The 13,226-nt window shown below is 33.6% G+C and carries 9 protein-coding genes; 6 read left to right on the top strand and 3 right to left on the bottom strand.

Annotated features, from left to right (window positions below; translation table 11 throughout):
* Nucleotides 1-130: 130 nt before the first annotated feature.
* From leuB to acs, 6 genes are all read left to right on the top strand, one after another.
* Complete coding sequence (gene leuB / locus RT99_RS22685; protein WP_042567006.1) at nucleotides 131-1,249, top strand: 3-isopropylmalate dehydrogenase; 1,119 nt, start codon at nucleotides 131-133, stop codon at nucleotides 1,247-1,249.
* Between the two features lie 266 nt (nucleotides 1,250-1,515).
* Nucleotides 1,516-3,189 (top strand): dihydroxy-acid dehydratase, encoded by a 1,674-nt coding sequence (gene ilvD / locus RT99_RS22680; protein ID WP_042567005.1) that lies wholly within the window; start codon nucleotides 1,516-1,518, stop codon nucleotides 3,187-3,189.
* A 154-nt stretch (nucleotides 3,190-3,343) separates the two neighbouring features.
* Nucleotides 3,344-5,032 carry a biosynthetic-type acetolactate synthase large subunit gene (gene ilvB, locus RT99_RS22675; protein ID WP_042567222.1) on the top strand — a complete coding sequence of 563 codons (1,689 nt, stop codon included), beginning with the start codon at nucleotides 3,344-3,346 and terminating at the stop codon, nucleotides 5,030-5,032.
* An 87-nt stretch (nucleotides 5,033-5,119) separates the two neighbouring features.
* Nucleotides 5,120-5,641, top strand: coding sequence for an acetolactate synthase small subunit (ilvN, locus tag RT99_RS22670; protein WP_042567004.1), 522 nt, complete (start codon nucleotides 5,120-5,122; stop codon nucleotides 5,639-5,641).
* Nucleotides 5,642-5,681: 40 nt separating this feature from the next.
* A complete protein-coding gene (gene ilvC / locus RT99_RS22665) occupies nucleotides 5,682-7,151 on the top strand; it encodes a ketol-acid reductoisomerase (RefSeq protein WP_042567003.1) in 1,470 nt (489 codons plus the stop codon).
* 495 nt (nucleotides 7,152-7,646) lie between these two features.
* A complete protein-coding gene (gene acs, locus RT99_RS22660; protein WP_042567002.1) occupies nucleotides 7,647-9,557 on the top strand; it encodes an acetate--CoA ligase in 1,911 nt (636 codons plus the stop codon).
* Between the two features lie 289 nt (nucleotides 9,558-9,846).
* Here acs and RT99_RS22655 read toward each other — a convergent pair whose 3' ends face one another.
* The 3 genes from RT99_RS22655 to RT99_RS22645 form a co-directional block, all read right to left on the bottom strand.
* Entirely contained in the window at nucleotides 9,847-10,443 is a 597-nt protein-coding gene (locus RT99_RS22655) for a PolC-type DNA polymerase III (RefSeq protein ID WP_042567001.1), read from the bottom strand.
* Nucleotides 10,444-10,446: 3 nt separating this feature from the next.
* On the bottom strand, nucleotides 10,447-12,363 hold the full coding sequence (locus RT99_RS22650; protein ID WP_042567000.1) for a DUF294 nucleotidyltransferase-like domain-containing protein: 1,917 nt from the start codon (nucleotides 12,361-12,363) through the stop codon (nucleotides 10,447-10,449).
* Between the two features lie 432 nt (nucleotides 12,364-12,795).
* Nucleotides 12,796-13,179 (bottom strand): hypothetical protein, encoded by a 384-nt coding sequence (locus RT99_RS22645; protein ID WP_042566999.1) that lies wholly within the window; start codon nucleotides 13,177-13,179, stop codon nucleotides 12,796-12,798.
* Between the last annotated feature and the right edge of the window lie 47 nt (nucleotides 13,180-13,226).

Below are 13,226 nucleotides of genomic sequence, written 5' to 3'. Positions count from 1 at the left end.
ATAGAATATAGAAGAAAGAGAATAGAAGAAAGAGAATAGAAGAAAGAGAATAGAAGAAAGAGAATAGAAGAAAGACGAAAGAACAAAGACAAAAAAATAAAAAATTTAAATACATAAAGAACGAGGCGTTATGAATTTGAAAATAGCTGTTTTACCTGGAGACGGAATTGGACCGGAAGTAATTTTACAAGCCAAAAAAGCATTATACGCTATTGGCGAGGTGTACAATCATGAATTTGTTTTTGAAGAAGCGCTCATGGGAGCAATCGCAATTGATAAAACAGGAAATCCGTTGCCGGAGCAAACGCTAAATCTTTGTTTAAATACTGATGCTGTTTTATTTGGCGCTATTGGCGATCCTAAATATGACAATAATCCAAATGCAAAAGTTCGTCCGGAGCAGGGATTATTAAAGCTTCGTAAAGAATTGGGGTTGTTTGCCAACATTCGTCCTATAAAACCTTATAAATCATTACTTGATGCTTCTCCTTTAAAAAGAGAAATTATCGAAGGAGCTGATTTTACTATTTTCAGAGAATTAACAGGTGGAGCTTATTTTGGAGCAAAAACATTAAATGAAGAAGGAACACACGCTTCAGATTTATGTGAATATTCAGAAGAAGAAATCACAAGAATTGCACATTTAGCTTTTAAATCGGCACAAAACCGACGCAAAAAGCTGACAATGGTAGACAAAGCGAATGTTTTGGAAACCTCAAGATTATGGAGAAAAGTGGTTCAAAAAGTGAGCGCGAATTATCCTGATGTTGCTTTAGACTTTTTATTTGTGGATAACGCAGCCATGCAGATTATTTTAAATCCGAGACAATTTGATGTGATTTTGACAGAGAATTTATTTGGAGATATTTTATCAGATGAAGCCAGCGTTATTACAGGTTCTATTGGCTTATTGGCTTCGGCATCTTTAGGAGAAAAAAATGCTTTGTTTGAGCCAATTCATGGTTCTTATCCTCAGGCAAAAGGAAAAAATATTGCCAATCCAATTGCTTCTATTTTATCAGCAGCGATGTTGTTAGAGCATTTCGGATTATTTAAAGAAGCTAATGTGATTTATAAAGCTATTGAAAAAGCAATTGAATATAAAGTAGTTACTGTTGATTTAAAACCAGATTCAAAATTCGGCACAAATGAAGTAGGGGAGTTTGTTTCTAATTTTATTTTCAGCAAGGATGATCTGTTATATTTTAGAAATGACAACGTTCATATCGGACAATCGACGATTGTTTAATTTTTTTATTAAAAAATTGAAATAAATAACAAGAAGTACTGTAAATGTTGAGATTTTATTTTTTTAGTTCTTAAAGTTTTCATACTTTTGTAACACTAAAAAATAAATGATGCAAATCTCAATTATTATTACTTCTGTCATTGTTGTCAATGTGTTTAGCACATCTGCATCGGGAATGGTATAAATATAATTGAAAAACTATATTAGAAACCTTCCAAATACTGGAAGGTTTTTTTTTGAATAAAAATTAAAAAAATAATACAATAATGGAATTAAATAAGTACAGCAAAACCATCACTCAAGATCAAACACAACCTGCAGCGCAAGCCATGTTGTACGGGATTGGTTTAACTGAAGAAGATTTGAAAAAAGCACAAGTTGGTATTGTTAGCATGGGCTACGATGGAAATACTTGTAACATGCACCTGAATGATTTGGCAAAAGATGTCAAAAAAGGTGTCTGGGATGCAGATCTGGTCGGACTTATTTTTAATACCATTGGTGTAAGTGACGGAATTTCAAACGGTACCGAAGGAATGCGTTATTCATTGGTTTCTCGTGATGTTATTGCAGATTCTATTGAAACTGTTGTGGGAGCGCAATGGTACGATGGTGTAATTGCAATTCCGGGTTGTGATAAAAATATGCCAGGAGCCTTAATCGCAATGGGAAGATTAAATCGCCCGGCAATGATGGTTTACGGAGGATCAATTCACTCTGGAAAATGGAAAGGTGAATCTTTGAATATTGTATCTGCTTTTGAGGCATTAGGAAAAAGAGTGAAAAACGAAATTACTCCCGAAGATTTTAAAGGAGTTATTCAAAATGCATGCCCTGGTGCTGGTGCTTGCGGCGGAATGTATACAGCAAATACTATGTCTTCTGCAATTGAAGCATTAGGAATGAGTTTGCCTTACAGTTCTTCAAACCCGGCTTTGAGTCAGGAAAAAAGAGACGAGTGTCTAGCTGCAGGAGAAGCAATCAAAATTTTATTAGAAAAAGATATTAAGCCAAGAGATATCATGACTCGTAAGGCTTTTGAAAATGCTATTACAATTGTAGCAGTTTTAGGAGGTTCTACAAATGCAGTTATGCACTTAATTGCAATGGCGCATGCGGTTGATATCAAAATTACTTTGGATGATTTTCAGGCAATTAACGACAGAACACCAGTTCTGGCTGATATGAAACCAAGTGGTAAATATATGATGGAAGATATTCATGAGGTTGGAGGAATTCCTTCTGTAATGAAATATTTATTGAAAGTAGGATTGATTCATGGAGATTGTTTAACAGTAACCGGAAAAACAGTTGCTGAAAATTTAGCTTCAACTCCGGATTTACAAGATGGACAAGAAGTAATTCACGAAATTCAAAAAGCATTAAAACCAACAGGAAATATTCAGATTTTATACGGAAATCTTGCTTCTGAAGGTGCTGTAGCAAAAATCAGCGGAAAAGAAGGAGAATATTTTGAAGGTCCGGCTGTAGTTTTTGAAGGAGAATTTGAAGTAATTCCAGGTTTACAAGCCGGAAAAATAAAACCGGGTAATGTAGTCGTCATCAGGTATTGTGGACCAAAAGGTGGTCCGGGGATGCCTGAGATGCTAAAACCAACATCGGCAATTATTGGTGCCGGATTAGGAAGCAGCTGCGCTCTTATTACAGACGGCAGGTTCTCTGGAGGTTCACATGGCTTTGTCGTAGGACACGTTACACCAGAAGCTTTTGATGGTGGTGGTATTGCACTTGTAAAAGATGGTGATTTGATTGCGATCGATGCAGTAAAAAATACTATCGACCTGAAAATATCTGACGAAGAATTTGCAGCGAGAAAAGCGGCTTGGGTACAACCGCCGTTAAAAGTTACAAAAGGAGTTTTACTTAAATATGCCAGATCGGTTTCAAGCGCTTCAACAGGTTGCGTTACCGATAATTAATTAAATAACAATATCAAATCAATGACAATTACAATATCAAAAATCAAATAGCAATAAATCAAAAATCAATTTAAAATTTATAATTAAAATTGAATTTTGCCATTGCCATTGAATTTTGAAATTGATTTTTGACATTGATAAAACAAAATATACTATGAAAATATCAGGGGCAGAAGCCGTTATAAGATGTTTATTAGCAGAAGGAGTAGACTTGGTTTATGGATATCCGGGAGGAGCAATCATGCCGGTTTACGACGAATTATATAAATTTCAGGACCAATTACACCACGTATTGGTTCGTCACGAACAAGGCGCAACACACGCAGCTCAGGGATTTGCAAGAGCTACAGGAAAAGTAGGAGTAGCAATTGCGACTTCTGGTCCGGGAGCTACAAATTTAGTAACCGGAATTGCAGATGCGCAAATCGATTCTACACCAATGGTTTGTATTACAGGTCAGGTAGGGAAACATTTATTGGGTTCTGATGCTTTTCAGGAAACGGATATTATCGGAATTTCAACTCCGGTAACCAAATGGAATTACCAAATTACGGAGGCTTCAGAAATTCCGGAAATCATTGCAAAAGCATTTTACATAGCACGTTCTGGACGCCCAGGACCAGTTTTGATTGATATTACTAAAAATGCTCAATTTGATGAGTTTGAATTTAGTTACGAAAAATGTACTTCAATCAGAAGCTATATTCCGGTTCCGAAATTGAAATTAGATAAAGTTGCCGAAGCTGCAGCCATAATCAATAGTGCAAAAAAACCTTTTATTGTTTTTGGTCAGGGAATTATTTTGGGTCAGGCCGAAGAACAATTAAAAGCTTTTATTGAGAAATCAGGAATTCCGGCAGGATGGACAATTTTAGGACTTTCGGCTTTGCCAACAGATCATCCTTTAAACGTAGGGATGTTGGGAATGCACGGAAATTACGGCCCAAATTTATTGACTAACGAATGTGATGTTTTAATCGCTTTGGGAATGCGTTTTGACGATCGTGTAACTGGAAATTTAAAAACATATGCAAAACAGGCCAAGGTAATTCACTTTGAAATTGATCCTGCAGAAGTTGATAAAAATGTAAAAACAGAAGTTGCTGTTTTAGGAGATGTAAAAGAAGCTTTAAATGCTTTATTACCTTTAATTGATGCGAAATCTCATGATTTATGGCATAATGAATTTAAGGAATTACATAAAATAGAAGTTGAAACGGTTATTAACGAAGAGTTAAATCCAACGAATAACAAAGGAATTTCTATGGGAGAAGCCATGGAAATGATTAACAAACACTCAAAAGGTGACGCAATTATTGTTTCAGATGTTGGTCAGCACCAGATGTTTGCCTGTCGTTATGCTAAATTCAATACTACTAAAAGTAATATTACTTCAGGTGGATTAGGAACAATGGGATTTGCACTTCCGGCTGCAATTGGAGCCAAAATGGGAAGACCAGATCGTGAAGTTGTAGCGATTATTGGCGATGGAGGATTCCAGATGACGATTCAGGAACTAGGAACGATTTTCCAGACTAAAGTTCCGGTAAAAATTGTGGTTCTAAACAACGAGTTTTTAGGAATGGTACGTCAATGGCAGGAATTGTTTTTTGATAACCGATATGCATCAACAAATATGATTAATCCAAATTTTGTTGCTATTGCTGAAGGATATTATATCAAATCTAAAAAAGTAACCCAAAGAGAAGATCTTGACGCAGCCGTTGCAGAAATGCTGGCGTCAAAAGATTCTTATTTCCTTGAAGTCATGGTAGAAAAAGAAAACAACGTTTTCCCAATGATTCCAACAGGAGCTTGTGTTTCAGAAATTAGATTAAGCTAGGAAAAAGTTTCAGGTTTCAGGTTTTTTTTGTTTCAGGTTGTAGAACTTGAAACCTGAAACCTGAAACAAAAAAAACTAAAAAACAACATGGAAGATAAAACATTTACCATATCGGTATATTCAGAAAATAACGTGGGTTTGTTGAATAGAATATCAGGAATATTCTTAAAGCGTCACATTAATATATTAAGTCTAAACGTTTCAGAATCAGAAATAGAGAATGTTTCAAGATTTATCATTGTAGTAAATACAACAGAAAAATGGGTTCAGAATATTGTTGGGCAAATTGAAAAACAAATTGAGGTTATAAAAGCATTTTATCATACAGATGAAGAGACTATTTATTTAGAAAATGCTTTATTTAAAATCGCTTCAAGTTTGTTGTTTGATGAGAAACAGATTCAGAATATAATTAAAGACAGTCAGTCTACAATTGTAACGGTTTCGCGAGATTTCTTCGTGATTTCAAAATCCGGAAGACGTTCTGAAATTGAAGAATTATACGAAAAATTCAAACCTTACGGAATCATGCAATTTGTGCGTTCGGGAAGAATATCTGTTTCGAAAGAAAAAATGGAAATTTCAACATTATTAGAAGCCCTAAAATAGTATCAATTATAAATTACACTTATTAAATATTTAAAAGAAAATGGCAAATTATTTCAACACACTACCACTTAGATTACAATTAGAACAATTAGGCGTTTGCGAATTTATGGAGCAATCAGAATTTGCAGACGGAATTGCTGCATTAGCCGGAAAAAAAGTTGTTATTGTAGGTTGTGGTGCACAAGGTTTGAACCAGGGATTGAACATGAGAGACTCTGGTTTGGATATTTCATATGCATTACGTGCAGATGCAATTGCTGAAAAAAGAGCATCTTACAAAAACGCTACAGAAAACGGATTTAAAGTGGGGACTTATGAAGAATTAATTCCAACTGCTGATTTAGTTTGTAACTTAACTCCTGATAAACAACATACTGCAGTTGTTACTGCAATTATGCCATTAATGAAACAAGGTTCGACTTTAGCTTATTCTCACGGATTTAATATTGTTGAAGAAGGAATGCAGATTCGTAAAGATATTACTGTAATTATGTGTGCTCCTAAATGTCCTGGTTCTGAAGTTCGTGAAGAATACAAAAGAGGATTTGGTGTACCAACTTTAATTGCAGTTCACCCTGAAAATGATCCAAATGGTGCTGGTTTAGATCAGGCAAAAGCATATGCTGTTGCAACTGGGGGACATAAAGCCGGAGTTTTAAAATCATCTTTCGTAGCAGAAGTAAAATCAGATTTAATGGGTGAGCAAACTATCCTTTGCGGATTGTTGCAAACTGGATCTATTTTATGTTTTGATAAAATGGTAGAAAAAGGAATCGAACCTGGATATGCTTCAAAATTAATTCAATACGGATGGGAAACTATCACAGAAGCTTTAAAACATGGTGGTATTACAAATATGATGGATCGTTTGTCTAATCCTGCAAAAATTGAAGCTTACGAAATTGCTGAGGAATTAAAAGACATTATGCGTCCGTTATTTCAAAAACACCAGGACGATATCATTTCTGGAGAATTCTCTAGAACAATGATGATTGACTGGGCTAATGACGATAAAAATTTATTGACATGGAGAGCTGCAACCGGAGAAACTAACTTCGAAAAAACACCTCCAACTGATGCTCAAATATCTGAACAAGAGTATTTTGACAATGGAGTTTTAATGATTGCAATGGTAAAAGCCGGAGTTGAATTGGCTTTTGAAACAATGACAGAAGCTGGAATTATCGAAGAATCAGCTTATTATGAATCATTACACGAATTACCTTTGATTGCTAATACAATTGCAAGAAAGAAATTGTTTGAAATGAACCGCGTTATTTCGGATACAGCTGAGTACGGATGTTATTTGTTCGATCACGCTTGTAAACCGTTATTGGCTGAATACATGAAAAATGTTGAAACAAACATAATTGGAAAACCATTTTCAACTTCAAACGGAGTAGATAATGCTATTTTAATTGCTGTAAACAAAGAAATCCGCCAACACCCTATCGAAGAAGTAGGAGCATGGTTGAGAGAGTCTATGACAGCAATGAAAAAAATTGGATAATAAATTGGGAATTACCACACAGTCGAATGTGATGGGATTTGCACTGTATCATTATTTTATGTAATATTTTGAATTAGTAAGCACTTATTAAAGAAAATTAGATATAGATGCATATTGCATTCACTTAACTTCGGTGAGAAAGTTAAGTGAGGCTAATCCCTAAATGAAGGGGCATGTTTAAAACTAAATATGCTTGTTGAAATTTCTGTTTTAATTAATAAAGCTGCTGCTATTTTCAAAATGAAGCAGAGTATTGTAATACAGAATTACAAAATTAATTGTTATTGAAATTGTTAAAATCAAAAGGCATGATATTTATTTATCGTGCCTTTTTTGTAAAATGCATTTTTAGTTCAAAACACATATTTTTATATTAAACACATAAAAAAGCTCTATTTTTTTTAATATGTGTTTTTAATTGATAAAATTTATGAATTAAATAATTTTAAGAATACGTCGATATTTAATACATTTATAAAAAAATTCCAAAAACATATGAGTTATTATAAAATTGAAAATTTAGAACAATATTTTAAACATTACAATAAGTCAATAAGGGAGCCGAGGAAGTTTTGGGGAAAAATAGCTGAAGAAAATTTTACCTGGTACCAACAATGGGATAAAGTAGTAGATTTTAATATGGCCGAAGCCGAAGTAAAGTGGTTTACTGAAGCTAAAGTTAACATTACCAAAAACTGTATTGACAGACATTTAAGCAAAAGAGGTGAAAAAACGGCAATTATATTTGAACCAAATGATCCCTCAGAAACTGCTTTACATATAACGTATAACGAATTATACGAAAGAGTATCAAGAATGGCGAATGTTTTGCGCGAGCAAGGTGTTCGTAAAGGAGATCGTGTTTGTATTTATTTACCAATGATTCCTGAATTGGCAGTTGCCGTATTGGCTTGTGCCAGAATTGGCGCAATTCATTCTGTTATTTTTGCAGGTTTTTCAGCATCTGCTGTTACTGCAAGAATTAATGATTGCGAATGTAAAATGGTAATTACTTCTGACGGTGGATACAGAGGAAACAAAACAATTGATCTTAAAGGAATTGTAGATGAAGCATTAGATACTTGTCCTACGGTTGAAAAAGTTTTGGTTGTAAAAAGAACCCAGACCGAAGTTAAAATGAAAGACGGTCGTGATGTTTGGTTACAGCCATTATTGGATGCAGCTATTGATAATAGTGTTGCAGAAATTATGGATGCCGAAGATCCTTTATTTATTTTGTATACTTCAGGATCTACAGGAAAACCAAAAGGTATGGTTCATACTACAGCTGGTTATATGGTTTATACAGCTTATACCTTTAAAAACGTATTTAGCCACGAAGAAAATGATATTTTCTGGTGTACTGCAGATATTGGATGGATCACAGGTCACTCATACATTTTGTACGGACCTTTATTAAACGGAGGAACAACCGTAATTTTTGAAGGAGTACCATCTTATCCTGATTTCAGCCGTTTTTGGGATATTATCGAAAAACATAAAATCACACAATTCTATACTGCACCAACTGCAATACGTTCATTAGCAAAAGAAAGTTTAGATTATATTCAAAAATATCCTCTAAAATCACTTAAAGTTATTGGATCTGTTGGAGAGCCTATCAACGAAGAAGCCTGGCACTGGTTTAATGACCACGTTGGAGATAAAAGATGTCCGGTTGTTGATACCTGGTGGCAAACTGAAACCGGTGGAATCATGATTTCTCCGATTGCTTTTGTAACACCAACAAAACCAACATACGCAACTTTGCCATTACCGGGAATTCAGCCAGTTTTGATGGATGAAAAACGTAACGAAATTGAAGGAAATCAAGTTGTTGGTAGTTTATGTATTAAATTTCCGTGGCCGGGAATCGCCAGAACAATCTGGGGAGATCACCAGCGATACAAAGACACTTATTTCTCTTCTTTCCCTGGAAAATATTTTACAGGAGACGGAGCATTAAGAGACGAAGTTGGATATTACAGAATTACAGGTAGAGTTGATGATGTAGTAATTGTTTCAGGTCATAATTTAGGAACAGCTCCTATCGAAGATGCAATCAACGAGCATCCTGCAGTTGCCGAATCTGCAATTGTTGGTTTCCCTCACGATATAAAAGGAAATGCGTTGTATGGTTATGTAATTTTGAAAGAAACCGGAGAAGTTAGAAATAAAGAGAATCTGTCTAGAGAAATCAACCAATATATTTCAGACCATATTGGACCAATTGCGAAGCTAGATAAAATTCAGTTTGTTTCTGGTTTACCAAAAACACGTTCAGGAAAAATTATGCGTAGAATTTTACGTAAAATTGCAGAAGGAGATTTCTCTAATTTCGGAGATACTTCAACATTATTGAATCCTGAAATTGTAGAAGAAATTTCAAAAGAAAGAATTTCTTAATTCTGATCTTACTATAAAATAAAAAATGCCTCTTAAATTTAAGAGGCATTTTTTATGTGTATATTTTTTGTTAGACTGAGTAAAGTCGATGTTCAAAACTTTGATAAAGATTAAAGTAAAAAAAAAGTAAACTATACCTTTTTTGTCAGACTGAGCGGAGTCGAAGTCCCGCAAAGTGATTCTGCATGACAGGCTTCGACTCCGCTCAGGCTGACAATCTTATAACAGCTAAGTTTGTATTTTCAAAACTTATATTTTCTTATATAAACTTATATGGTTCAAAAAAAAACTACTTAATTCCCAATCGAGATTTCAGCTTCAAAAACAAAAGTGCAATTCGATAAGCATCTTCAGAAGAAGAATTTCTGTCGCTTTTCGGAATTTTAAAAATTTCGCCTAAATCGTCTAAAGAAAATTGTTTGTCATTAATGTCCGTTAATTTACGATACATCATATCAACATCTAGTGCTTCATTTTTTAATCTTCCACAATCCAAACGTTCAAGAGCGCTGTTAAGCATTTCGATATCAAAATTAATATGATGGCCAACTAAAACAGCATTGCCTATAAAATTAATAAAAGCTTCGAGAGCAGCAGGCTCTTCCATTTTTATCATTTTACTGTCAATAATAAATTCATTAGAAAGACCATTATCATGCAGGAATTTATATTGCAGCAAAACAGATTCAAAACTGTCCTTGATGACAACACCGTCGTCAACAACCGCAAAAGCTCCCAAAGACAGAATTACATCCTTATTCGGATTTAAGCCTGAGGTTTCAGTAGATAAAACTACAAAACGGTTAGGCTTTGTTTCGAATTTGGTTAAATAATCCTTCCAGAAATCAGGATATTCTTTATTAATATTTTTAATCCAGTCTAACATACTTTATGAAAATTGCGTAAGTTGAAATTTGCTCTTGATTAATTCTTCAAGATCTTTCATTGGTGTTAGAGCATTTTTTAATTTCTCTCTATCCGTTTTTGACATTTCTTTTATATTGATATATTGCCCAGAATCATCATTTTTTAATCCTTCAACAGTTCTAAATTTTGATAAAGTTAGAAAAGCTTCGGCACAGCTTAAATATATTTCTGCATTTTTAGAATCTGTGATTGCTAATTGCTTGAATCTTAAATAAGTATTTTGAATTCCTTTTATGTTAGAATTTAAAATAAGTAAACGCGCGCCATCAATTAAAGGCATTAAAGCACGGGTTTTAATATCAAATTTTCCTTTTTGCGGACCTTCTTCTTCAACAATGAATTTTTTGAAGAAACTCAAAGGAGAATTTCTTTTTAAAGCATCATTTCCTAAGAAATCAAAGAATAAAGTATTGTTAACTGCATTTTTGAAAATTACACCTTCAATGGCTTCTTCAATTTTTGGTTCACCAAAAACGATCTCATAATCAAAGAAAATACTACTCAAGTCATTACTGTTTTCACCTGGAGTATTCATCCAACTGTTGTATTGTTTTGTCCAGTCAGTCAATGATTTACACCATAACATGTTGCTTCCCATATGTCCGTTAGGGCAAAGTTCATAACCCACTTTTTCAAGTATCGCAGTTGTTCTTTTCGCCAGTCTTAAAAAATAATCTTTTACATCTCTGTATTTCTCAGGCGTTACATCCTCAAAAACTAGAATACTATCCTGATCTGTTAGTAAAAGTTGCTCTTTACGTCCTTGACTACCAATACTTAACCACGCAAATCGAGCAGGAGGTGAGCCTAAATCTAAAATAGACAATTCTACCGCACGTTTAATTATTGCTAAATTAATTTCGCTGGCAATATTGCTGACATGTGAAAGCGGAATATTTTTTTGAATCGAATTCTGAATCAAATCAGACAAACGATCACGAATTTGTTTTAAATCTTTTGGAAGCTGCGAACGTTTGATTTCTTTAATCAAAACCCCTGGATTACTGGCTTGAGCTACAATTAAATCATGTTCAGAAATAATTCCCTTAACGGCAGATTTACTCGTTCCGTCTTTGGTAACGCATAAATGGGTTACATTATGTTTTAGCATAAGTAATTGTGCCTCAGCAAGAGACACGTTTTCTAAAACTGTAACAACCGGCGACGACATGATTTTGTCGATAGTTTCAGTAATAGGATAGCGGCCTGTAGCAATTTTCGAAGATAAATCGGCATCAGTAACAATACCAATTGGGTTATTTTTTTCAGTAACTACAATATTATCTACCATAGATTCTGTCATTAAAATAGCCACATCTTTTACAATGCGGTTTGCTTCTGTTTTTAATGGCGAATTATTATAGGTAAGTGTCTGCAAATATTGCATTTCTGATTGCTGATCAACATAAAATGAAGTTTCAGAAGTCATTTTTCCGTTAGAACCCGAACTTTCTTTTGTATGTCTGGAATTTACAGCAAAATTTTCAAGTAAGAAATTTAGAACATCAGAATTATTGGCCACAAAAGGTCTGAAAACAGCGATTGGAATAGCATAAATAATACTTTCTTCACGTGCTTTTGCAGTCATCATGTAGTTATTTTTGGCAAAAAACGGACGTAATCCAAAAATATTTCCCTCATGGCATTTATTAATAATAGTTTCCTCGGCATCTGCAATTGTAGTCAGATTTATAACGCCCGAAGCGACAACATAAAAACTATCATGCAAAGGATCGTTATTTTCAAACAATACTGCGTGTTTCTCTAAATTGATAACGCGAATATTACTTGCAATATCAGCTAATTCCTGAAAAGTTAAGTTGTTAAATGGCGGGTATTCTTTTAAAAAATCTGCAATATGCTCAGCAATTGTATTCATATGTTTGATAATTTTTTTAAAGTATCGAATGTAAAAATAATAAAATAAAACCTTACAATGAAAGCATCTGGATTAGAATATATTAAATATTAAAAATATGTTAATTTTTATTGATTTAAAGGGTTTTAAACGGTATTTTTTGTTTTTAATCGATAAAATTTAATGAGATTTTTTGGGCAGTATTGAAAAGAAAATAATGCGCCAAAATTTAAATTGTAATTTTTGAAGTTTTAAAACCTTGAAATGGTTTTTGTAATTTCTGATTTGTTTTAAATCTAATTTTAAAAACTTACATTATTGTGAATTTACAAGAAGCAGAGTTTTTTTATGCAAAGAAGTTTCTATAATAATTTGATATAGAGTGGTTCTTGAAAAAGTCTATTTTACATAATATAAATTATAGGTCAAAATGGATTAAGGCAATAATAGCCTTTAATCGTATAATTTGCTTAAAATCAATTCTCTTGGAACTAAGTCAGATCCGCCTCTTTTTGCGAATTGAATACGTTCTTCACTCACAAAAAGAACTGCACTGGCCGATGAACCATTTTTAGTTTTCATACTAATTTGAGCTTTTTCACCAAGCACATAAACATATCCGGTAACTTCCATAACGCCGCTACTCAAATTTGCATCATCACTAATCACTTCGGCAGTTCCATAAATCTTGTTATTAGATTGCGCCAGATTAATTTTAAAAATATATTTTTTGCTGCAGTCTTTGCAATTTTCAGTGCTCCAGGTTCCGGTGAATTGATTTGATTGTGAAAATGCTGAAAAAGAAATAAATAATATAAAAAGGATAATTTTTTTCATAAGAATAAAAACTTTTAAATAATCATTTTCAAATATATAAAAAAAGC

The sequence above is a fragment of the Flavobacterium sp. MEB061 genome (assembly GCF_000834715.1).
Taxonomy (GTDB): domain Bacteria; phylum Bacteroidota; class Bacteroidia; order Flavobacteriales; family Flavobacteriaceae; genus Flavobacterium; species Flavobacterium pectinovorum.
Note: the sequence above shows the minus strand (reverse complement) of the source record. Positions and strands in the feature narration are given on the sequence as shown.

Bases quoted from the DNA above. Each gene is read 5' to 3' on its own strand.
- leuB (WP_042567006.1), top strand. From the start codon at position 131: ATGAATTTGAAAATAGCTGTTTTACCTGGAGACGGAATTGGACCGGAA.
- ilvD (WP_042567005.1), top strand. From the start codon at position 1,516: ATGGAATTAAATAAGTACAGCAAAACCATCACTCAAGATCAAACACAA.
- ilvB (WP_042567222.1), top strand. From the start codon at position 3,344: ATGAAAATATCAGGGGCAGAAGCCGTTATAAGATGTTTATTAGCAGAA.
- ilvN (WP_042567004.1), top strand. From the start codon at position 5,120: ATGGAAGATAAAACATTTACCATATCGGTATATTCAGAAAATAACGTG.
- ilvC (WP_042567003.1), top strand. From the start codon at position 5,682: ATGGCAAATTATTTCAACACACTACCACTTAGATTACAATTAGAACAA.
- acs (WP_042567002.1), top strand. From the start codon at position 7,647: ATGAGTTATTATAAAATTGAAAATTTAGAACAATATTTTAAACATTAC.
- RT99_RS22655 (WP_042567001.1), bottom strand. From the start codon at position 10,443: ATGTTAGACTGGATTAAAAATATTAATAAAGAATATCCTGATTTCTGG.
- RT99_RS22650 (WP_042567000.1), bottom strand. From the start codon at position 12,363: ATGAATACAATTGCTGAGCATATTGCAGATTTTTTAAAAGAATACCCG.
- RT99_RS22645 (WP_042566999.1), bottom strand. From the start codon at position 13,179: ATGAAAAAAATTATCCTTTTTATATTATTTATTTCTTTTTCAGCATTT.